Annotated in this window: 13 protein-coding genes; 6 read left to right on the top strand and 7 right to left on the bottom strand. The window is 60.9% G+C overall.

Translation table 11 applies throughout. The annotated features are described in order from the left end of the window. The first annotated feature begins 1 nt into the window (after position 1). Together GGR20_RS19060 and GGR20_RS03235 are read left to right on the top strand one after the other, a co-directional pair. Positions 2-1,417, top strand: a complete 1,416-nt coding sequence (locus GGR20_RS19060) for an ATP-binding protein (RefSeq protein WP_183309763.1) — start codon at positions 2-4, stop codon at positions 1,415-1,417. A gap of 44 nt (positions 1,418-1,461) precedes the next feature. Then, a complete protein-coding gene (locus GGR20_RS03235) occupies positions 1,462-4,341 on the top strand; it encodes a bifunctional [glutamine synthetase] adenylyltransferase/[glutamine synthetase]-adenylyl-L-tyrosine phosphorylase (RefSeq protein WP_183309762.1) in 2,880 nt (959 codons plus the stop codon). Here GGR20_RS03235 and GGR20_RS03230 read toward each other — a convergent pair. Further along, complete coding sequence (locus GGR20_RS03230; RefSeq protein WP_183309761.1) at positions 4,338-5,963, bottom strand: sensor histidine kinase; 1,626 nt, start codon at positions 5,961-5,963, stop codon at positions 4,338-4,340. The genes GGR20_RS03235 and GGR20_RS03230 overlap by 4 nt on opposite strands. Positions 5,964-6,201: 238 nt before the next feature. Then, entirely contained in the window at positions 6,202-8,838 is a 2,637-nt protein-coding gene (pepN, locus tag GGR20_RS03225) for an aminopeptidase N (RefSeq protein ID WP_183309760.1), read from the bottom strand. A gap of 322 nt (positions 8,839-9,160) precedes the next feature. On the opposite strand from pepN, the gene GGR20_RS03220 reads away from it, so the two are divergent. Next, positions 9,161-11,011, top strand: a complete 1,851-nt coding sequence (locus GGR20_RS03220) for an ABC transporter ATP-binding protein (protein ID WP_183309759.1) — start codon at positions 9,161-9,163, stop codon at positions 11,009-11,011. Positions 11,012-11,047: 36 nt separating this feature from the next. Here the strand turns inward: GGR20_RS03220 and GGR20_RS03215 are convergent, their stop codons facing one another. Both GGR20_RS03215 and GGR20_RS03210 read right to left on the bottom strand, forming a co-directional pair. Next, positions 11,048-13,015, bottom strand: coding sequence for a putative bifunctional diguanylate cyclase/phosphodiesterase (locus tag GGR20_RS03215; RefSeq protein WP_183309758.1), 1,968 nt, complete (start codon positions 13,013-13,015; stop codon positions 11,048-11,050). A 204-nt stretch (positions 13,016-13,219) separates the two neighbouring features. Then, a complete protein-coding gene (locus tag GGR20_RS03210; protein ID WP_183309757.1) occupies positions 13,220-13,531 on the bottom strand; it encodes a YciI family protein in 312 nt (103 codons plus the stop codon). A 259-nt stretch (positions 13,532-13,790) separates the two neighbouring features. On the opposite strand from GGR20_RS03210, the gene GGR20_RS03205 reads away from it, so the two are divergent. Both GGR20_RS03205 and GGR20_RS03200 read left to right on the top strand, forming a co-directional pair. After that, positions 13,791-16,310 carry a beta-mannosidase gene (locus GGR20_RS03205; RefSeq protein ID WP_183309756.1) on the top strand — a complete coding sequence of 840 codons (2,520 nt, stop codon included), beginning with the start codon at positions 13,791-13,793 and terminating at the stop codon, positions 16,308-16,310. Positions 16,311-16,415: 105 nt separating this feature from the next. Then, a complete protein-coding gene (locus GGR20_RS03200) occupies positions 16,416-17,330 on the top strand; it encodes a DMT family transporter (RefSeq protein WP_183309755.1) in 915 nt (304 codons plus the stop codon). Here GGR20_RS03200 and GGR20_RS03195 read toward each other — a convergent pair. The 3 genes from GGR20_RS03195 to GGR20_RS03185 all read right to left on the bottom strand — a co-directional run bounded on the left by GGR20_RS03195 (position 17,327) and on the right by GGR20_RS03185 (position 20,547). After that, positions 17,327-18,616 carry an NAD(P)/FAD-dependent oxidoreductase gene (locus GGR20_RS03195; protein ID WP_183309754.1) on the bottom strand — a complete coding sequence of 430 codons (1,290 nt, stop codon included), beginning with the start codon at positions 18,614-18,616 and terminating at the stop codon, positions 17,327-17,329. The two genes, GGR20_RS03200 and GGR20_RS03195, sit on opposite strands and share 4 nt — an antisense overlap. Positions 18,617-18,647: 31 nt before the next feature. Next, a complete protein-coding gene (locus GGR20_RS03190) occupies positions 18,648-20,021 on the bottom strand; it encodes an FGGY-family carbohydrate kinase (protein WP_183309753.1) in 1,374 nt (457 codons plus the stop codon). A 76-nt stretch (positions 20,022-20,097) separates the two neighbouring features. After that, entirely contained in the window at positions 20,098-20,547 is a 450-nt protein-coding gene (locus GGR20_RS03185) for a universal stress protein (protein WP_183309752.1), read from the bottom strand. 150 nt (positions 20,548-20,697) lie between these two features. Here GGR20_RS03185 and dusA point away from each other — a divergent pair, with 150 nt between their 5' ends. After that, positions 20,698-21,717 carry a tRNA dihydrouridine(20/20a) synthase DusA gene (gene dusA / locus GGR20_RS03180; RefSeq protein WP_276511862.1) on the top strand — a complete coding sequence of 340 codons (1,020 nt, stop codon included), beginning with the start codon at positions 20,698-20,700 and terminating at the stop codon, positions 21,715-21,717. Positions 21,718-21,779: the final 62 nt, after the last annotated feature.

Below are 21,779 nucleotides of genomic sequence, written 5' to 3'. Positions count from 1 at the left end.
CGTGCGCCAATTCGCCCAGGTCTGGCGCACTTCCACTGTCCGGCTGACGGCCACCTTCATTGCCATCTTCATTGTATTTGCCATCCTTTTGATGGCGTTTATCGGCTGGCAGTCGAGCGTACAGATCCAGCGCCAGCAGACCAATGACATAGATCGCGAAATTCGCCAGTTCCAGCGCATCGAAACCAACCAGGGTATTCGTGCGCTGGCCTTCGCGGTCAACCGGCTCTCCGCGCAGCCGGGACCGGGCATCTACTTCCTCGGAGATGCCGCGGGTCTGTACCTGCTCGGCAATGTCACCGACGTGCCGGCCGAGGTGGTGATCAATCCCGGCATCTACAGCTTCGACTATGAACGGCCCAATCCTCTCGGAGACGACGCAGTCGCCGAAGATCGGCCGTCGCGCCAGCGCGAAGGTATAGCCGTGGTTCGATCCATAGAGTTGGGCAATGGCATGCGCCTGGTTGTCGGACGCGATATTGTGGAGCGGCGAGGCTACTCAGCCATCATCCTCCAGAGCTTCATGGTTGGCGTTGTCGGAATTGTGCTGTTTTCGCTTATTGCCGGCGGCATTACGGCCCGCCGGGTGCTGCGGCGTATCGATACAATCCAGCAGACCTCGACCAAGATCATGTCGGGCAATCTTTCCGAGCGCGTGCCGGTCACCAAGCGCAATGATGAATTCGATGCCCTGGCGACCAATCTTAACGCCATGCTTGACCGCATCGAGCAACTTCTGCAGGGCCTGAAGGAAGTCACTGACAATGTCGCCCATGACCTCAAGACCCCGCTGACCCGCTTGCGCAACCAGGCAGAAGCAGCCCTGCGCGACACGGCAAGCCTGGAATCGCGCGAACAGGCGCTCGAAACAGTCATCGCCGAAAGTGACCGTCTGATCCAGACCTTCAATGCCTTGCTGATGATTGCGCGTGTCGAGGCTGGTGCCCCCTCAGGTGCCCTTTCAGAAATCAATATCAGCGAGATCGTAGCGGACGTTGCTGAACTTTACGGCCCCGTCGCCGAGGATGAGGGCATTGCGATCAAGACCCGCATTGCCGAGCGCGTGACGATAAAGGCCAATCGGGAGCTGATCGGCCAGGCCATGGTCAATCTGCTGGAGAACGCCATGAAGTATGCGCGCCCCGAAGACGGCAAGTCAGGCAGAATAGATGTTTCGTTGGACACCGAAGCGGGCCGGGTGCGCATCTCTGTGGCCGATAATGGCCCGGGTATACCAGAGACAGAGCGCAAGCGCGTGCTGGAACGCTTTGTGCGGCTCGAAAAGAGCCGGTCCGAAACCGGTTCGGGGCTCGGCCTGTCGCTCGTCAACGCCGTAGCCAGACTGCATGGCGGCACATTGAATATCGAGGACAACGCGCCCGGCGTGCGCGCCGTGCTGGAGTTTCCCGGGAGATAGCGCCACGCCTTGCCGGAGTAGCGGGGGCGGGGTATGCCTCCAGAATGAGCACAATCCTTGCCCCCCTGCCGGCCGCTGATACCCCTCAGTTTCAGGCGTTGCTGACCGAACTGCCCGACAATGTTTCCGGCCCACTTGGCGCGGAAGCATCCACGCTGGGGCCGCTGCTTGAGGCAGCACCCTATCTGCTCGATCTGGCCCGTGTGCATGGCGAGTGGCTTGCACAGGCCCTGGCCGATGGTCCTGACCGCGCCTTCGATGATCTCTTGGGAGAGATGGGCCGCGCGGGACGCGAGGATGACGAAGCACCCGTTGCCCATGCGTTACGCATAGCCAAGGGTCGCACGGCGCTGCTGGCCGCAGTGGCGGAAACTGGCGGCGCCTGGACCACCGCTCGCGCGACGGAGGCATTGTCCGATCTCGCCGACATTGCCCTTGAGGCTGCGCTGGACCTGTTGATGCGTCAGGCTTTTGAAAAAGGGCATCTGGCAATTCCAATCGAGGAGGCACGCGCCGCCAATTCCGGCCTCGCCATCTTTGCCCTGGGCAAGCATGGCGGGCGCGAACTCAACTACTCCTCTGACATCGACATTGTCGCCTTCTTCGACCCGCAAAAACCGGTGCTTGCCGATCCACTCGAAGCCACCAAGATCTATTCGCGCATGGTGCAAAAGCTGGTTGGGCTAATGGAGGACCGGCAGGCGGGCGGTTACGTATTCCGCACCGATTTGCGCCTGCGTCCGGATCCCGGCTCCACCCCGGTGGCCATCTCGTTCGACGCCGCCTTGGCTTATTACGAAGTGCGCGGCCAGAACTGGGAGCGTGCAGCATGGATCAAGGCGCGTCCCTGCGCGGGGGACAAGTCGGTCGGCGAAGCATTCCTTAAGGAACTGGCGCCCTATGTCTGGCGCAAGCATCTCGACTTCGCCACCATTGCTGACATTCAGGCGATGAAGCGCCAGATCAACGTGTCCAAAAAGGTCGGCGACATTCGCGTCGAGGGGCACAATGTGAAGCTCGGGCGCGGTGGCATTCGCGAGATCGAATTTTTTGCCCAAACCCAACAGTTGATCGCGGGTGGCCGCGACAAGGCGCTGCGCGTGCGCCCCACCGCCCAGGCACTGGCGGCGCTGGCCGAAGCCGATTGGATCAGCCCGGAGACCGCCACGGAACTCACCGAAACCTATTGGTATCTGCGCGCCGTCGAGAACCGCCTGCAAATGCTGCGTGACGAGCAGACCCATACCATGCCGGACAACCCAGAGGCTGTCGCCGTGATCGGGCGACTGATGGGCGAGGCCGACCTGCCGGCCTTCGAAAAGGCCTATCGTGCCGCCCTGGAATGCGTCGCCCGCTACTATGCAGAGCTGTTCACCCAGGGTGAGACCCTTGGCTCCGGCGAGGGCAATCTGGTCTTTACCGGCAGCGACGACGATCCGGAAACGCTAGAAACCCTGACGGCCATGGGTTTTGCCGATGCCTCAAAGGCGATTCAGACAGTTCGCAAATGGCACTATGGCAGCTATGCCGCCACGCGCACATCGGCCGCCCGCGCACACCTTACCGAGCTTCTTCCTGCCCTGCTGCTGACCCTTGGCCGTGCTGGAAATGCCGACGAGGCGCTCGCGCATTTCGACGACTTCCTGTCGCGCCTGCCGGCCGGCGTGCAGCTCTTTGCGTTGTTGCGTAATCATTCTCAGCTTCGGACGCTCCTGGTTCAGTTCATGGCCTCGGCACCACGCATGGCCGAAGCGGTTATCCACCGTGCCCACGTCATGGACGGATTGATCGACCCGGCCTTCGCCAATGACGTTACCCACCGCGACGTGCTGGTGGGCAAGGTCGATGCGTTTCTGGCCGACGCGCGCTCCTATGAGGATTTGATCGATCGTGCCCGCATCATCGGGCAGGAGCAGAAATTCCTGATTGCGGCTGGTCTTCTGTCTGGCACGGTCAGTGCGCTGGGGGCAGGGGAGCAGTTCACGGCGTTGGCCGAAACCCTGCTCAATCGGCTCTTCACCAAGGTGCAGGACGAGTTCGCCATCCGCCACGGTCGCATTGCCGGTGCCGAAGTCGCACTGCTGGCGTTCGGCAAGATGGCGAGTGGGGAGATGACCTTCACCTCGGACCTCGATTTCATCCTGCTCTACGATGCGCCGGACACCGAATCCGATGGCGAGCGCCAACTCTCGACCTCACACTATTTCGCCCGCCTGACCCAGCGACTGGTGGCGGCGGTCTCCGCGCCGACAGCCGAAGGTGTACTTTACGAGGCCGATATGCGGCTCCGCCCCTCGGGTAACTCAGGGCCTCTGGCAACCAGCCTTGCCGGCTTCAGGGCATATCACAAGGACAATGCCTGGACCTGGGAACATTTGGCATTGAGCCGGGCGCGCGTCATCGCTGCAACTGGCGCATTGGGCGACAAGGTCGACAGCGAAATCGCCGAGGTGATGTCGCGCCCCCGCGACATCGCCAAGACAATCGATGATGTGGTTTCAATGCGCGCCCTCATGGCCCGCGAGCGCAAACCACGACATGCTTTCGATCTCAAGCTGGTCAGCGGTGGTCTCGTCGACCTCGAATTCATCGCCCAATCGGCTCAGCTTGTCGCCGGAGCGCAACTTGCTCTGCCGCAGGAAACCACGGCGCGAGTATTGACCGGTTTGGGCGAGACCGGTCTGTTACCGCAGGGCCAGCGTCTCGCCGAGATCCACGGGGTCTATTCAACCGCCTTGCAGGTGATGAGCTCGGCTCTGGTCAGCCCCTTTAAGGAAGCGGCCTGGACGCCCACGTTCAAGGAATTGCTGGCCCATCTGTCCAATTACCCCGATTTCGGGAGGCTCGAACTCGATATTGCCCGGATGCGCGGCGAGGTCGAGGCAGCAGCGTCTGAATGGTACGGGAAGGCCAGAGGACTTTAGGCAGCCAGGTTGGCCGCCGCAGACTCTGTGGGGAGGGAAATCGCGACCGTCGTCCCGATCATCGGGCTGGAGTCGATGACAAGGTTGCCACCGCTCAATTCGGCAATCGCCCGAGAAATGGAAATGCCCAGCCCGGGACCAACGCCCTCGCGGGTAAAACTGGCGTCCCCCAACGCAAAAGGCTGGCTGAGACTGGCGAGACGGTCTTCGTCCATCCCGATGCCGGTGTCGCTGACTTCAATCACCACGCCGTCATCGGCGGCAAAGCTTGCCAGTGTCACCTGCCCGCCGGCCTGGGTGAAGCGCAGCGCATTGTCCATGATATTGCCGATCATCCGCATCAGTCCCAGCCGATCGCCGCGCAGGACAGCCCCGGTCTCCCGGCCAATCAACAATGTGATGCCGGCCTGCTGCGCCTGCCCCTGAAAGCGCTGGGCAACGCTCTGGAGCACTTCATCCAATAGCACCGGCTCCTGCCGCAGGGCCTTGCGGCCGCCCTCGAGTTCGGCCAGGTCAAGAATGGCGCCGAACGAGCTCAGCAAATGCTCACCCGAATTCTTGATCGTGGCGACATAGTCCATATAGCGCTCGTCCCCCAGCGGACCATAGGTCTGGTGCTGCATCAGTTCGGCAAAGCCGATGATGTGGTTGAGCGGGGTGCGGATATCGTGGCTGAGATGGGCGAGGAAATTGGTCTTGGCCCGGCTGGCCGCCTCAGCTTTGAGCTTTTCTTCGTGGTAGCGGCGGGCCAGCAGGCGCTGTTCTTCGCGAATCGTCTGCAGCATGGCGTCGGTTCGTTTGGTTTCGGTAATGTCCGAGACCAGTGTCATGAAGGCGCCGTCGCCCAGAGGGCGCTCGTCTATCTGTAGACAGGTGCCATCTTCAAAATGCAGCTCGAGCAGGCGGAGGTTGTCGTCCTCACGCACCAGTTTCATGTACCCACCAGCAATCAGCCGGCTGACGGCCTGATGATAGGTGAGGCGGGTGTCGTCAATGTCGAGGCGGTCGCGATACTGGGCGTTGCAGACGATTAACTGGCCCGTCCCCGTCCAGCAGGCCAGTCCCATTGGAATGGCCGCGGCAAGCTGGTCGTAGCTTTCCCGCTCTTCCGGCGCCGGCACACCTTTGCGGCGCCTGGCCGATAACAGTGTGAGCACACCCGCCAGTGCAAAGGCCGCTGCCCCGCGACGGGTCAGCCCAGAGAAAACGCTGCCATGTTCAAACTCAAGCCCGACCATTCCATGTGGCCCGGCCTCCACCAACTCGGTCAGCGGGCCTGGCGTCGCGCTGCCAGAAAGGCTCGCCCTGATCATTCCCCCGGACCTGAAGGTGGCAGCGTCAAGGGCTGCCTCGGCCTCGCTGGTTGAGCGCATGGCTATGTCGGCAGCCAGCATTTCACCAATGGCGGACAGCTCATGCCGGACGCCGGCAAATGTGCGTGTGACGTCGTAAACCACGAACAGGCTGGCAGCAAAGAACGCGGTGGCGGCTACGGCCGCGCTCGTGCGGGTGAACCGCCAGGCCCAGGGCGCAAGATTTGCGTTGTTGCGGCGTCCTGTTCTGTTCCATTTGCCGACGCGGAATCCAAGTGCGTCGGCGCCGGATGCCCCCGACGACCGCATGAAATTCTCCATCCTTGAAAGGGGTTTAGACCCAAACCAAACTTGCCCTTAACAAGGTATGAATCAGGTTGCCCTGCCTTGTCCAGTGTGCCCCGAGGCACGAATATGAGGAGATCGGAAAAAGCAGAGTCGGCTGAATCACTTAGCCGAGAAGAAAAATTCTTCCAAAAAATTTGTCCCGCAGCGACTGTCCACCTGTCGAACGGGGAACGGCCTCGCCGTCCCCCGTTACGCTCGCTTAGCCGGCAAGGATGCGGTCGAGGATTTCGCCCACATTGCGGCTAAGCGTATGCTGCTCCTTGAGCGCCTGGAGGGCGGTCATGCCCGCCTCGCGGCGCGACGCCTCCAGGATCGGCAGGACGCGGAAGCCGGTAAGAATGCGCGAGGCGACCTGCGGGTTGACCTTGTCGATCTCGGCCACCGCCTCGGTAATGAACCGGAATCCGGCCCCGTCCACGCGGGTAAACTGGACCGGATTGGCCATCACGAAACTGCCCAGCAGCGAGCGCAGCCGGTTGGGGTTGGTTTTGGGGAAGTCCGGTGCCGCCAGGGTCGCACGCATCCGATCAATCACGTCCTCGTCCGGCGCCTGGGCTGAAGCCGTTAGCCACTTGTCGAACACCAGCGGATCACCGGCGAAGCGTGTACGGAACGCGCCGAGCAGGGCGCTTGCCTCACTCGTCCAGTTGCGCACCGAAATGGCCATTGCCGCATAGCGGTCAGTCATATTGGTCGCTACTTCAAACTGGTTGGCTGCGAGGGCGGCGCCACGGTCAGACCCGGTGGTCAGCAAAGACAGCAGGCCATTGCGCAACGAACGACGTCCGGCCTGCGCCGCGTTGGGGCTATAGGCGTCGCTGCTTGCCAACGCCTCATAGGTGCTGGCGAGTTTGGATGCGACCGGCGACACCAGGGCCGTGACCAGCCCCTTGCGGGCAGCGGCAACCGCATCCGGGTTGACGTCCTTGCCAATGTACCGGCCGACGACCGTCTCGGCCGGAATGTCCAGTGCCTGCGCCTTGTAGGCGTCATCAAGCTCGCCATTTTCCAGCGTATCAATAAGTGCGGCGCGCAAGGCGTCGACGTCATCCTCGGACCATGCCTTACCCTGTGCCGCATTGGCGATCAGGGTGGTCGATGCCGTCTGCAACGCGTCCCAGCGATTGAACGGGTCGCTGTCATGGCGTGCCAGGAACAGCAAGTCGTCCTGGCTGAGATTGGTGCTGAGCTTGACCGGTGCCGAAAAGCCCCGGAACAGCGAGGGCACCGGCTTGTTGGCGACACCTTCGAACGTCAACGTTGCGCTATCGCTGTCGAACAGGATCAGATCGTCTTCCACCGTGCCGCCAGATACGCCGGTCCAGCCCAGCGGACTGCCATTTGGGCCGATCAACCCGAACCGCACGGGGATCAGCAGAGGCTTTTTGGTGGGTTCGCCCGGCGTGGGGTCATTGGTCTGGCTGAGGGTCAGCGTGTAGCTTTGGCTGGCAGCATCATAGCTATCCGAGACCTTCACCTGCGGCGTTCCTGCCTGCAGATACCAGGTGGCGAATTGGCTGAGGTTGCGCCCGCTCGAATCCTCGAAAACCTTGATAAAGGCCTCGATGGTCGTGGCATCACCATCATGGCGCTCGAAGTAGAGGTCCATCGCCTTGCGGAAGCCGGCTTCGCCCAGCATGGTGGCCAGCATGCGTACGATCTCCGCACCCTTCTGATAGACCGTGGTCGTATAGAAGTTGTTGATCTCGCGATAATTGTCCGGACGCGGCGGGTGGGCCAGCGGACCACCATCTTCCGGGAACTGGCTGGTTCTGAGGTTCTGCACGTCATGGATGCGCTGCACCGGACGGCTGCGCTCGTCGCTGGTGAATTCCTGGTCGCGGAATACCGTCAGCCCTTCCTTCAGGCAGAGCTGGAACCAGTCGCGGCAAGTGATGCGATTGCCGGTCCAGTTATGGAAATATTCGTGCGCGATGACCCGCTCGATGCCATGATAATTGGCATCAGTGGCGGTCTCCGGCTTGGCGAAGACCAGCCGGTCGTTGAAGATATTGAGGCCCTTGTTCTCCATGGCGCCGAAATTGAAATCCGATACGGCGACGATATTGAAGACGTCCAGGTCATATTCCCGTCCGAAGCGGCGCTCGTCCCAGGCCATGGAGCGGATCAGGCTGTCCATGGCATAGGCGCATTCGGCTTCCTTGCCATGGGTGCAATAGATGCCCAGCTCGACCTCGCGACCACTCATCGTGGTGAAGCTGTCCTTGATTGACCCGAGATCGCCCGCAACCAGTGCAAACAGGTAGGCTGGCTTGAGGAAAGGGTCTTCCCACACGGCAAAGTGCATGCCCTCGCCCAGATCGCCCTGGTCGACCAGATTGCCATTGGCCAGCAAGACCGGCGCCACGGACTTTGGTGCGCTCATACGTACCTTGAACGGGGCGAGTACGTCCGGGCGGTCGAGATAATAGGTGATCCGGCGGAAGCCCTCCGGCTCGCATTGCGTGCACCACGTGCCGCTGGAGCGATAAAGCCCCATCAACTTGGTATTGGCTGCCGGGTTCAGCGTGACTTCGGTTTCGAGCACGAAACGCTTGTGCGGCGGCTCCACCAGAGTCAGCGAATTGGCATCGCTCGCATAAGCGGACTGCATCAGCGGCGCGCCGTCCAGCGCGATCGAGTCGAGTTTTAGCTCGTCTCCGTCGAGCACCAACGGCGTGCCCGGCGCGGTGCCCTCGCGCGGCTCCACAGTCAGTTGCGCCCGCACGCGGGTGCTTTCTTCCAGGATCTTGAAATCAAGCTCTACTGACACGATCCGGTACGGGGTCGGGGCATAGTCCTTGAGGTAGATGGTCTGTTCACTCTCGGTGCGCATGAAGCGGTCCAATTGTCATGGTGTTCTGACTAAGGTGTGGCCGTCTGGTGACAGCCGATTCTGCATTCTCGTGTATCCTATGCGGCTCTCGACTGCATAGCATGACTCTTGTGGCGTCAATTGGGACGCTTTGAGGAGAGGATGCTAGGCAGCCGCCTGCACGTCGTTCCTCTGTGCCTTTTTCGGTCGCATGAGCGATGGTTCCGAAATTTCCGCGCGGCTTCGAACCGTCGGCCAGATATGCCTTGACCTCAACTGCGGTTGAGGTCGCACAGGTATGGGCGACTGAACCGATGCCGCTTTGAACGAATGGTCTTAAGACATGTTGCGCTGGTTTGAATCACGACTTGATCCCTATCCCAAGGGCGACCCGACCGAACCCCCCAAGGGATTGCTGGAGTTCTGTCTTCATTACAGCAAAGGCGCCAAGCGCTGGCTGCTCCTGATGGCCCTTACTGCCGCCTTGGTGGCCATCGGTGAAGTCATCATTTTTGGCTTCATTGGCGACGTAGTGAATTGGCTGGCCGACGCAGATCCCGCCACGTTCCTTGAGACCGACGGTTGGAAGCTGGCGCTGATGGCCGCGATGATCGTCATCGTCGTGCCCGCGATCATGCTGGTTTCGATGCTAACCATGCACCAGACATTGTTGGGCAATTTCCCCCAGCGCATCCGCTGGATGGCGCATCGCTACCTGATCCGGCAGTCGATGAGCTACTTCCAGGACGAGTTTGCCGGCCGCATCGGAGCCAAGCTCATGCAGACGTCGCTCGCCGTGCGCGAGGTGGTGATGAAGCTGCTCGACATGCTGGTCTATGTCGTCGTCTATTTTACCGGTGCGGTGATCCTGGCAGCTTCGACGGACTGGCGACTGGCCATCCCCTTCCTGGTCTGGCTGGCCTGCTATGCGGCGCTCATGATCTATTTCATCCCGCGCCTGGGCAAGATTTCCCAGGCTCAGGCCGACGCGCGCTCGATGATGACGGGGCGGATTGTCGACAGCTATACCAACATTGCGACTGTAAAGCTGTTCAGCCATTCCAATCGCGAGGAGTCCTACGCCAAGGAAGCTATGGATGGCTTCCTCGACACGGTCTACAGGCAGATGCGCCTGTTCACCGTGCTCAACATCCTGGTGCTCTGGTCCAACTCGCTGCTGCTCTTCGCGGTCGGTGCCATGGGAATCTGGCTTTGGATGCAGGGCTTGATGTCGCCAGGTTCTCTGGCCGTTTCACTGGGCCTGGTCATGCGCTTCCAGGGCATGAGCCAGTGGGTGATGTGGGAGATGTCGTCGCTGTTCGAGAATATCGGCACGGTAAAGGATGGCATCAATTCCATCTCCCTGCCGCGCGTTATTCAGGACAAGCCCGAGGCTAAGGCACTGCCGCGCGTTACAGGTGACATCAAGTTCGAGAATGTCGCCTTCCACTATGGCAAGGCTTCGGGCGTCATTGAGGGGCTCAACCTGCATGTACGACCCGGCGAGAAGATCGGGCTGGTTGGTCGCTCGGGCGCCGGCAAGTCGACCCTGGTCAATTTGCTGCTGCGCTTCTACGATCGCGCCGATGGCCGCATCCTCATTGATGGCGAGGATATTGGCAACGTCACGCAGGACAGCCTGCGCGCCAATATCGGCGTGGTCACGCAAGACACCTCCTTGCTGCATCGCTCGGTTCGCGAAAACATTCTTTATGGCCGCCCTGATGCGACCGAGGAGATGATGCGCGCGGCCGCCGAACAGGCCGAAGCTGCCGAGTTCATTGAGACGCTAACCGATCCGCAGGGCCGCAAGGGATACGACGCTCATGTTGGCGAGCGCGGCGTCAAACTGTCGGGCGGCCAGCGCCAGCGCATCGCCATTGCCCGTGTTCTGCTCAAGAACGCGCCCATCCTGGTGCTGGACGAAGCTACTTCAGCGCTGGATTCCGAGGTCGAAGCCGCCATTCAGGGGCAGTTGCAGATGCTCATGCAAGGCAAAACGGTGATTGCCATTGCCCATCGGCTCTCCACTATCGCCATGATGGATCGGCTTGTCGTGCTCGATAAGGGTGTCATTGTCGAGCAGGGAAGTCATGCCGAGTTGGTCGACAGTGGCGGGATTTATTCCCAGCTCTGGGCGCGTCAGTCGGGTGGGTTCCTCGACGTAGATCAGGCCGAAGTCGCGGCGCAGTAGATCGGTAAGGGCGGGGCCAATGGCGCCGCCCTTCTTTCAGCCTGCAACCCTGCCATCGCGTTGCGGAGTGCGCTCCCGCCTCAGATAGGCCCCGACTTCTTCCACGGCCATGGGGCGCCCGAAGAAATAGCCTTGCATGACGGTCCCGCCCAGCGCGACCAGCGCCTGCAATTGCTCCTCGGTTTCCACCCCTTCGAACACGCACGAGATGCCCAGATTGCGGCATAGATCGACCATTGTCTTGACGATGGCGCGGCTGGCGAGGTCGTTGGTGACCTCTGCCACGAAGCTGCGGTCGATCTTGATCCGATGCAATGGCAATTGCTGCACATGCGTCAGGCTGGAATGCCCGGTCCCAAAATCGTCCAGCGCAATCCGAGCTCCAAGGCCAAGCAGCGTCAACAGTGACCGATTGGCCTGTTTGAGATCGCGCATCGCAGCCGTTTCGGTCACCTCGAAGTCGATCTGACAATGACCCCGGCTGCGGTCAAAGAGCGCTGCGATCTGTTCGATGGCCGTGGTTGAGCCAATGTCGTTTGCGGAAAGATTGACCGAAAGCCTGATGCTTGGCGGTAGCGTCCGGCTGATCGCCAGGGCCTTGCGCAGCACGCTCTGAGTGACATTGCTGATCCGCCCGGTGCGTTCGGCCATGGGAATGAATTCTGCCGGAGAAATTTCGCCCAGGACTGGGCTGCGCCATCGCGCCAGTACCTCAAACCCGGTGGTTGCGCCGAGCGAAACATCATATTGCGGCTGCAGCACCACATAGATTTCATCGTCGAGATCGGCGGAATACAGCAAGTGCTCCATATGGCGGACCTTGCTGATCTCTTTTGCATGGACCTCCGAGAAGATAACTGCGCTGCCGCGCTGCTCCCGCTTTGCCGCTGACAAGGCATAATCTGCACGGTCGAAGAGATGGTCACCGGTGTCGCCGGGTTCGGAGACGGCAAACCCCGCCGATGCCGTCAGGCGGATGACGCCTTCGGGCTGTTCGAAGGACAGGCGCATGGCGCCGCACAGGACTTCACCCGCGTGCACAAGGGTTTGACGGTCTATCGGTTCGACTAGGATCAGGCCGAATGTATTGCTTTCCAGCCGGGCCAGGAACGTATCTGCTCGACGCAGCGAGTCGATACGACGCGCCGCTTCCACGAGAACTCTGTCACCCGCCAATTGTCCGAAGATCTGATTGATCGACTTGAACCCATCCAGGTCGAGCCGGCCTACCACGATCCGCCGCCCCTCCAGTTCCGCTTCCTGCAGAACCGTGGCGAGATGCCGATCGAAGCTGCGCCGATTGGGCAGGTCCGTGAGGGTATCCATGTTGGCCAGCCGCTGGTTTTCCTCGCCAAGACGCAAGGTTTCCAACTGCCGTCGAGCTATGGCACTGCGTGAGGCGACCAGATCTGCAAAGTCGCGAGAATTGCTCAGCAGAATGATCAGCAGGACGGCGACGACCAGAACCATGTTGACCGCAATGGCGACCAGGGTTTCTTCTCCCGTCGCAGAGAAGAACACAGTGAATGGCCCCAGCACGCAGATGCCTACGGCAAGGGCCGCGACGCGGACATGCATCAGGCAGAACATGCAGCCGATAGTGGTGATGCCCATATAGAAGGCTATTTGTGACTGGAGATGCGCGTCTCCATAGGGGAACAGGCTGAAGCTCCAGGCGGTAAAGCCCAAAGCCACCGCTGCTCCGGTCCAGATGATGCCGCGGAGTTGGGAACGAACCCTGGTCGGGTTCATTACGCGTTCTCTCGAGCGCCACCAAATAATGGTCCTGAGGAAACAGATGGCTGTCAGCGCAGCCGGAATATAGACGGTCAGTTCTACTGGCGCGGCATCCAGATGCGTCCACGCCAGAATGAGCGTGTTGGCGACCAGCATGATGTACATCAATGGCACCTGACGGCTCAGGGCCCGCCATTGTGCGAGGGCGAGTTCAGGCGTGTCAGTCGGCGACAGATTGGTATTTAAGAAGCGCCTGAATACAGACATAGTGCTCGCTCGCCTTTCATGCGGCGAGCCTATGCGGATAATTACTAACGCATCTGTAAAAACGTTTCCGCTGGCGGGGTTATCCGGACAAATATTGGAAGGCGCCACGATGTGGTAGCCAACAACAGGAGGCCTGAGGACGGCGCAAAAGCGCCGCCCTCTGCCGGCTAATTCCACAAGTGCGGCAAGTGCCCGAAGAAATCCCTACATTTCGAGGATTTCACACACCTCCACCGTGCCGCCGTCGCTCAGGATCGGACAGCCTTTGGCGATCTCGTTGGCCGCTTCGTGGCTATCGGCATTGACCAGCGTATAGCCGGACAGCGGATTTGGGCCGCCGCCTTCCTCCACGCCTTTGCTACCCACGGTCATTGAGCGCCCGAGGGGGGCTCCGCCGTCGGCCAGCTTGTCGCCGAGCGAGCCATACCAGTCGTTCCATGCCTTCATGACCTTGGCACCTTCCTCTGGTGTCTCTGGCATGCCTCCGCCGTGATAGGCCAACATGTACTTGTTCATGCGACGTCTCCCTTACTTTTGGCGAAATCCCCTGCAGGCCCGTCTGGCCGCTCATCGACCGTGGCTCTTGTTCCCGCATTTTGCCCATCGAACGATACGCTTCCGGGGAGGCTTGGGAAAGCGCTGGTGGGTCACGGTTTCGCCATCTTCCTGGCATGCCGGAGGGCGGAAACGCGTTGTAACGTTGCATTGAAATCGATTGCAGAGACTGGTATTGGCCACCGCAGTTCGGCAAATGCCGGAATCGGAGGATAGTTTCATGGCCGTTTCAACCCACAATTCCGCTCTTGATCTGGGTGGCGAATTCACGCTGACCGCAGGCACGCGGGACATTTCAACGATCATGAACCTGCCCGGTGATGTTCATCACGCGCTGCTGGCCGCAGACCTGATCCCCGATCCCTATTTCGGTGAGAACGAGAAAGAGGTGATGTGGGTCAACGAGACGGCGTGGAGCGTCGAGCGCCGGTTCACCGCGGCAGCTACCGATATCGACGGCTACCTGACCCTGACACTGGCGGAGGTGGATTGCATCGCCACCATCTTCCTCAATGGCGAGGAGATTGCGCGGACCGACAACAGCTTCGTGCGAAACGATATCGATGTGACCGGCAAGGTGAAAGCTGGCGAAAACACGCTGCGCATCGATTTCGATATCGCGCCGGATGTCGCCAAGGCGCGCGCTGATGCTCACCCTTTCCCGATCCCGTTCACCAAGAACTACCAGACCAATGGGTTGAAGGGTATCCACATGAACTTTATCCGCAAGGCGGCCTGCCATGCGGGTTGGGACTGGGGCATCTGCCTCATGCCCATTGGCGTCTACGGCACCATGAGCCTGCGCAAGTCCCGCCTGGCCCGGCAGGAAAGCGTCCAGGTCGATCAGGCCCATGGCCAGAATTCGGTCGAACTCTCGATAAAGACTCGGCTTTTCGCCTTTGCTCAAGGAGAGGTTGAACTCGAACACAATATCGATGGTCAGGTCATCACCGACAAGGTGGTGGTCCAGCAAGGCGACAACGTCGTCACTCACAATGTGACCATCGAGAACCCGAAGATCTGGTGGCCGGCGGGGCAGGGGGAGCAGCCGCTCTACGACCTTGTGACCAATCTCGAGGGCGAAGTGACCAACCGTAAGATCGGTCTGCGCCAGCTCGACTGGGTCGTGGAGAAGGACGAGATCGATCACACCTTCAAGTGCCGCATCAACGGTCGCGACATCACCATGATGGGTGCCAACTGGATTCCGGCTGATGCCATCCCCAGCCGTGTCACCCCCGCCGTCATTCGCGACCTGCTCAAAAGCGCCAAGGCGGCAAACATGAATATGCTGCGCATCTGGGGTGGCGGACAGTATGAACCCGACTGGTTCTACGACCTTTGCGACGAACTGGGGATTCTCATCTGGCACGATTTCATGTTTGCCTGCATGAGCTATCCGTCAGACCGTACATTCCTCAAAAGTGTTGAGACCGAAATCACCCAGCAGGTGCACAGGCTGAGCCACCACGCCTCGATTGCCCTTTGGTGCGGCGATAACGAGGTGATCGGTTCGCTCGACTGGTATCCCGAGACCAAGGCGGACAAGGAACGCTACATCGCCAATTACGACCGGCTCAACTCGATGCTGCATCGCATTGTCGAGGATGAAGACCCGGCGCGCCGCTTCTGGCCGTCCTCCCCCTCGCTGGGCTATATGGACTTCTCCGATGGTTGGCACTCCGATACGCGCGGCGACCTGCATTATTGGGACGTCTGGCACTCGGCCAAGAGTTTTGAGGCCTACCGCACGGTCAATCCGCGCTTTGCCTCAGAGTTCGGCTTCCAGTCCTTCACCTCAATGAATGTCGTGGAGACTTTTGCGCTTGAAAAGGATCGCAATCCGTCATCGCCCGTCATGGAAAACCACCAGCGCAATGCAGGCGGCAACGCGCGCATTCTTGAAACCATGACGCGCTATTTCCGCTTCCCGCGCGATTTTGAGCAGATGGTGTTTCTCTCCCAGATCCAGCAGGGGCTCGCCATCAAGACCGCCATCGAATACTGGCGCTCCACCAAGCCGCGCTGCATGGGCACGCTCTATTGGCAGATCAACGACATCTGGCCGGTGGCGAGCTGGTCCAGCCTGGACTATGGCGGGCAGTGGAAGCTGATGCACTACATGGCTCGGCGCTTCTTCTTGCCTGTCAACGTCGTTGCCGTGCCCCAGATCACCGAAGTGCAGACCAATACGCGTGGCACCCCGGTCGAAGGACAATTGCCCGACCAGATCGCCCTGCGGGCCATCAACGATACCGGCAAGCCGGTGTCGATTGCGCTCGAAGTAACTGCCGTCAAGGTGACGGGCGGAAGCCGCGTGGTCTTTTCCGGAAATTCGGCGGTTGGTCCGGATGCAGCAATCACGGTGGCCGATATCCCCTTCGCTGACCTGGCCGAAGACGAATTTCTGTACTTCGTTTGGCGGGACGCACAGGGCAACATCTTGGGCGAGAATGACTATTTCCCCAAGCCCTACAAGGCATACGAGCTGGTCGGAGCCGAGATTCGCGCCGAATGGTCGGATCGGGATGGCAAGGCCGTGCTCACCCTTGAGGCGGACAAGCCGGCCTTCTTCACCACGGCCACTGTGGATGCACCGGGCTATTTCTCGGACAATGCCATCACCTTGCTGCCAGGCAGGCCCGTGGAACTGAGCTTCATTCCGCGCCATGGACACTCGGTCAGCTCCAGCGATCTTGCTGGCTCATTGAAAGTCCAGCACCTGGCAGAGACGTTTTAGTCCCTCGCTTCCATACAAGAAAATGCCGCCCGGTCATTGACTTGGGCGGCGCTCTTGTCCAGCCTTGCCAGCGGTCGCAACCCTCTGCGGCCTCTGGAACTCTAGATGTCTCGTCCCTATTCTCCGCCCGCAGAGCAACGTCTGCTGGGCATCGGCTTGGCGCTTGCCGCCTATCTCATGTTGACCGGCATCGATTCCTCGGCCAAATGGCTCGGGCTGGTTGGCATCTCTTTCATTCAGATCGTTTTTCTGCGCTACGCGATCCACCTTGTACTCGTCGCCACGATACACCTGCCGCGCCACGGCAGGACGATGGTGCGCTCAGGCAATATTCGATTGCAGTTCTTTCGCGCGCTGGCCCTGCTGGGCGCAACAAGCTGCAATTTCCTCGCCGTGCAGTTGCTGCCACTGACCGTTACCGGCTCCATCGCCTTCACCGTACCACTGCTGATCTGCGCCCTGTCGGTGCCGCTCTTGGGTGAACAGGTCGGCTGGCGCCGTTGGAGCGCCATCGCGGTCGGCTTCCTCGGTGTACTGGTTATTGTGCGGCCGGGCAGCGACGCCTTCCACCCCGCAACCCTGCTTTCGCTTGCTGCGGCACTCAGCACGGCCTTCTACATGCTGCTCACCCGCAAGGTGTCCAGCTATGACAGCGCCGCCACCAGCCAGTTCTATGTAGGCATCTTTGCCACGGTCTTCCTCTTGCCGGTCGTGCCGTTCTTCTGGTCGTTCCCCAGCACAGCCGACGGCTGGTTCGTCTTCTTCTCAATCGGCGTCTTTGGCTTTGTCGGTCACCAGCTCATCACGGTGGCCTCGAGCCTGGCCCCAGCGACCGTGCTGGCTCCGTTCTCCTACTTCCAGATTTTCTTTCTGGCGGCGGCGAGCTGGATCATCTTCAACCAGCCGCCGGATGTCTGGCTCTATGTCGGCGCGCCGATTGTCATCGGGTCCGGCCTTTATATCTGGTTGCGGGAGCGTGAGTTGGCCAAGCCCGATACGGTGGTACTCAACGCGCGCTAGTCCTCGTCCACTTCATCAAGCGGTTTCTGGCTCGTCGCCTCCCCATGGGTGATCAGCCGCGCGCTGCGCTGGCCTGTGAGATAGATCCACAGCCAGCTCAGCGTGATGAAAATGCGTGTGCGGGTTTCGACCAGAAAATAGATATGGGCAATGCCCCAGAGCCACCAGGCGGCCCAGCCCTTGATCTTGGTGAAACCGAAATCGATCACCGCTGAGCTTTTCCCGATAGTCGCCAGATCACCGGCATGCTTGTACACAAACGGCTCGACCTCGTGCCCGGCAAGTCGGTCCTGAATGGCCTTTGCCGCGTATTGCCCCTCCTGCTTGGCGGCCGGAGCCACCCCCGGGACCGGTCTGCCGTCGGCCCGACTGACCTTGGCCACGTCACCAACGACGTAGACGTTTGGCAGGCCAGGCACGGTCAGGTCCGGCGCTACCTTGATCTGCCCCCCGCGGTCTGCCTTTATGCCTAGCCACTCGGCAACCGGAGTTGCGGCAACGCCAGCGGCCCAGATGACGGTGCGCGTTTCCAGCCGCCGTTTGCCATAGCTGATCCCCTCGGCGTCTATCGAGCTGACCATCTCGCCCAGTTCCACCTGAACGCCCATGTCTTCGAGAGCCTTGTGGGTGTAGTCCGAAAGCTCCTTGTCGAAATTCGAGAGGACCCGGTCGCCACCCTCGATCAGCACGACCCGAAGCGCCTCCGGGTCCAGTGTATGAAATTGTCCCTTGATGCTGGAGCGACCCAGTTCCACGATCGCGCCCGCCAGTTCGACACCCGTTGGACCCGCGCCAATGATTCCGAAGGTCAGCAATGCCCGGCGCCGTTCCGGATCAGACTCACGTTCCGCGGCCTCAAGGGCCAGCAACAGCTTGCGCCTGATCGCCGTGGCGTCCTCCACCGTTTTGAGACCCGGTGCGAAGCGCTTCCATTCGTCATTGCCGAAATAAGAATCCTGTGCGCCCGTCGCCAGCACCAGGCTGTCATAGCCTTCGCGTTCGCCGTGCTCGAGCAGGACCTCACGTGCCTCGGTATCGACGCCAATGACTGTGCCCATCAGCACCCGCACATTGCCCTGCCGGCGCAGTAGATGCCGGATCGGCCACGCGACTTCGGACGGGCTCAGCGCCGCCGTGGCGACCTGATAGAGCAGTGGTTGGAACAGATGGTGATTGCGCCGATCGATCAGGACAATATCGACATCAGCCTTCTTGAGTGCCTTGGCCGCCGACAGGCCTCCAAATCCCCCGCCGACAATGACGACTTTATGTCTAGGGGATGGCATATGGTGCTCCATTAGCTGGGGTGCGTGCGCATCACTCTTGTGCGCGCTCTCTCCACCTTTCAATATAGGCCGCAAGCCCCTCAGCTTGCAGGGGGACAAGCGCATGGCTGCCCCCGGCTTCAGGCAAGACCCCACCGAACAACAGGCTGGCCCCCAGGCTTGTTCCCGTCGCATCGCCCGACGCGAACACCGGCACCCCGCTCAGTTGCGCCAGGGCCTGCCCGAACAGCCGGTTGCGTGCCAACGGCCCTTCCAGCGTAATGCTGCGGCCCAGACCGCACAGGTCCAGGCAGGCACGCGCCATCAGCGCCAGATAAAGCGAGGCCGCCGCGGTGCGCTGACCAGGCGTCAGACTGTCCGGATCACAGCTCCAGCGCCCGGTCTTGTCGCCAAATGGCCCGACGCCAGGCGCAAAACTCGGCAGCGCCTGTACGTCATTGGCTAGCACAAACGCCAGATCTGCCTCGGTCGGCTCTGCGATGTCCGGCACTAAAGTGTCGAATTCCCGCCCGCCCATGAAACGCGCCGTAGGTACCGCCCGGCCATAGGCATCGACATTGGCGAGACTATCCCTGCCCGGATCGAGCGCCCCGGTATCGCCGCCCACCGTCATCAGGATCGACCAGGTGCCGGTGGAGACGATGGTGAATGGCACCTCATGATGGCCCAGATGCGGCACCAGCGAAGCATTGGAGTCGTGAATGCCACAGGTTACCGGCGTGTCGGTCGACAATCCGGTTTCCGAGACAATGTCCGCCTGAAGCGTGCCGATGACTGATGCAGCCGGCCGCACACCCGGAAACAGGTTGCGCCAGCCCAGCGCGTCGACCATGCTGGAAAAATCGCCGCGATCCGGCGCCCAGAGATCGGTATGGCAACCGAGCGATGTCACCTCGCTCGCCAGCGCACCTGTCAGTCGCCATGCCCAGTACTGCGGGTAGGGCACAATGGCCGTCACCCTGGCGAAATCCTCGGAAAACTCTCGGGATTGCCAATAAAGCTGCGCCCCCCAGTTGAGCCCGTTTGGGAGACGAGGGGACAGGCTCTCGCTGAAGCCAGGGCGGACGCCCGCATAGTCGGCTGCGACAGCCTCGGGTCCGTCAAATTCATAATCGAGTACGGGCAGGGCCAGTTCGTCGCCCGCCAGCAGCGCGCCTGTGGCCCCATGCGTGGTGATGGAGATGCCCTCGAGCCCATGGTCTTGGTGCAGCCCCTTCAATGCCCTCAAAATGAAACCCCACAGCATCTCGACATCGGCATGGGGATAAGGCCCGTCCGTGCGGATGGTATTCGGCACACCCTCTGCGGCAATCTGCGCGCCAGTGGTGCTGTCGATAAGCACCACCTTGGCGTTGGTCTTGCCGATATCGATGACGGCAACATGGCGGGGAGGGGTCTGGGTCATGGCCGAACCTGATTTGAACAGATGCGGAGCGACTTAGACCATTTCTCGCCACCATGCCACCACTGACATGTTAGTTCTATTTGACCACCAGCACGGGCATATCCGCATGGGCCAGCACTTCGGAGGCCTGACTGCCCAGTAACAAGCGCCCCAACCCCCGCCGGCCATGCGAGCCCATCACGACGAGATCGGCGGAAAGCTCCTTGGCCGCGTGCAGGATTCCCTCGGCAGCGTGGCTGTTGGCCACGTGCATCTGCGCCAGATGGGCGCCGGTTTCTCCAGCGATCTTTTCGGCGTCCGTCAGGATGCTCTGGGCGGTTTCTTCTTTCGCCTTGTCCAGGTCTTCGATGATTGAGCTGGTGTCCACCATCATGATCTCGGCTCCCGGCGCAACGATGATGGAGGGTTCCGTAACGGTTACGGCAGTGACCTTGCCGCCGGTCTTGGCTGCCAGCGCCAGCGCATGGCGCAGCGCCTTGTTGGAGAGATCAGATCCGTCGACACCGCACACGATATTGGCATACATGGCGAACTCCCTTGACGCTTAATTGTGTTCCCACACTACATCAACGCGTGGCATCACGCACTGATCCAGATCAGTGGGGAGATTGCATGAGCGCACCTTCCGCACTATTTCGGGCCGCAGGACACAAAACACACCAAGGACGCCGGACTTTTGCCGCAGCTTGACCAAAACAGCGCGATCACCTTGCAACGGGCCCGCCGCTTCTCGGTGGCCCCGATGATGGATTGGACGGATCGGCACTGCCGTTTCCTCCATCGCCTGTTGACGCGCCATAGCTTGTTGTTCACTGAGATGGTCAATTCCGGCGCCATCGTGCATGGCGATGCCGAACGCCATCTGCGCTTCCACGCTGTCGAGCATCCGGTGGCGCTCCAGCTTGGCGGTTCCGACCCCGCAGAACTGGCCAAGGCCTCGGCGATTGCTGAAACCTTCGGTTATGACGAAATCAATCTCAATGTCGGCTGCCCGTCCGATCGGGTCCAGTCCGGTCGGTTCGGAGCATGTCTGATGGCCGAGCCCGAGCTGGTCGCCACCTGCGTTCGCGCCATGCGCGATGCCACGGATCGACCCGTAACCGTCAAGTGCCGGATCGGCATTGACGATCAGGATACCGAAGAGAGCCTTGATCGCTTCGCCGACGCCATGGTCGAAGCGGGCGTCGATGCGCTCTACGTCCATGCCCGCAAGGCCTGGCTAAAGGGGCTCAGCCCCAAGGAAAACCGAACGATCCCGCCGCTCGACTACCCGCGCGTGCACCGGCTGGCCAAGCGGCTGGCACCTTTGCCGACCACGATCAATGGCGGCATCGAAACCATCGACCAGACCATGGAGCATCTCGACCATGTGGATGGCGTCATGCTGGGGCGGGCCGCCTATCACAATCCCATGCTGCTCGCCGAAGTCGATGCGCGGGTCTTTGGCGACCCCCGTCCAGTGCCAGATCTGACCGGGGTCATGACGTTGATGGCGGATTACGCCGAGAATGAGTTGCAGGCCGGTGCCCGCCTCAACAATATCGCCCGCCACATGTTGGGACTCGCCAATGGCCGGCCGGGCGCCCGCCAGTTCCGCCAGATCCTCAGCGTCGACGCCTGCCGTCCCAATGCCGGCCCCGAGGTGTTCGGCCGCGCTCTGGCAGCGGTGGAAGAGCGGGCGCTGGCTCCGGCATAGTGGAATTAGCCTTTCGCTTTGTGGTGGAAGGTTTTCGTTTTCATTCGATTTTGTTTCGGATC

The sequence above is a fragment of the Devosia subaequoris genome (assembly GCF_014197055.1).
GTDB lineage: Bacteria > Pseudomonadota > Alphaproteobacteria > Rhizobiales > Devosiaceae > Devosia > Devosia subaequoris.
Note: the sequence above shows the minus strand (reverse complement) of the source record. Positions and strands in the feature narration are given on the sequence as shown.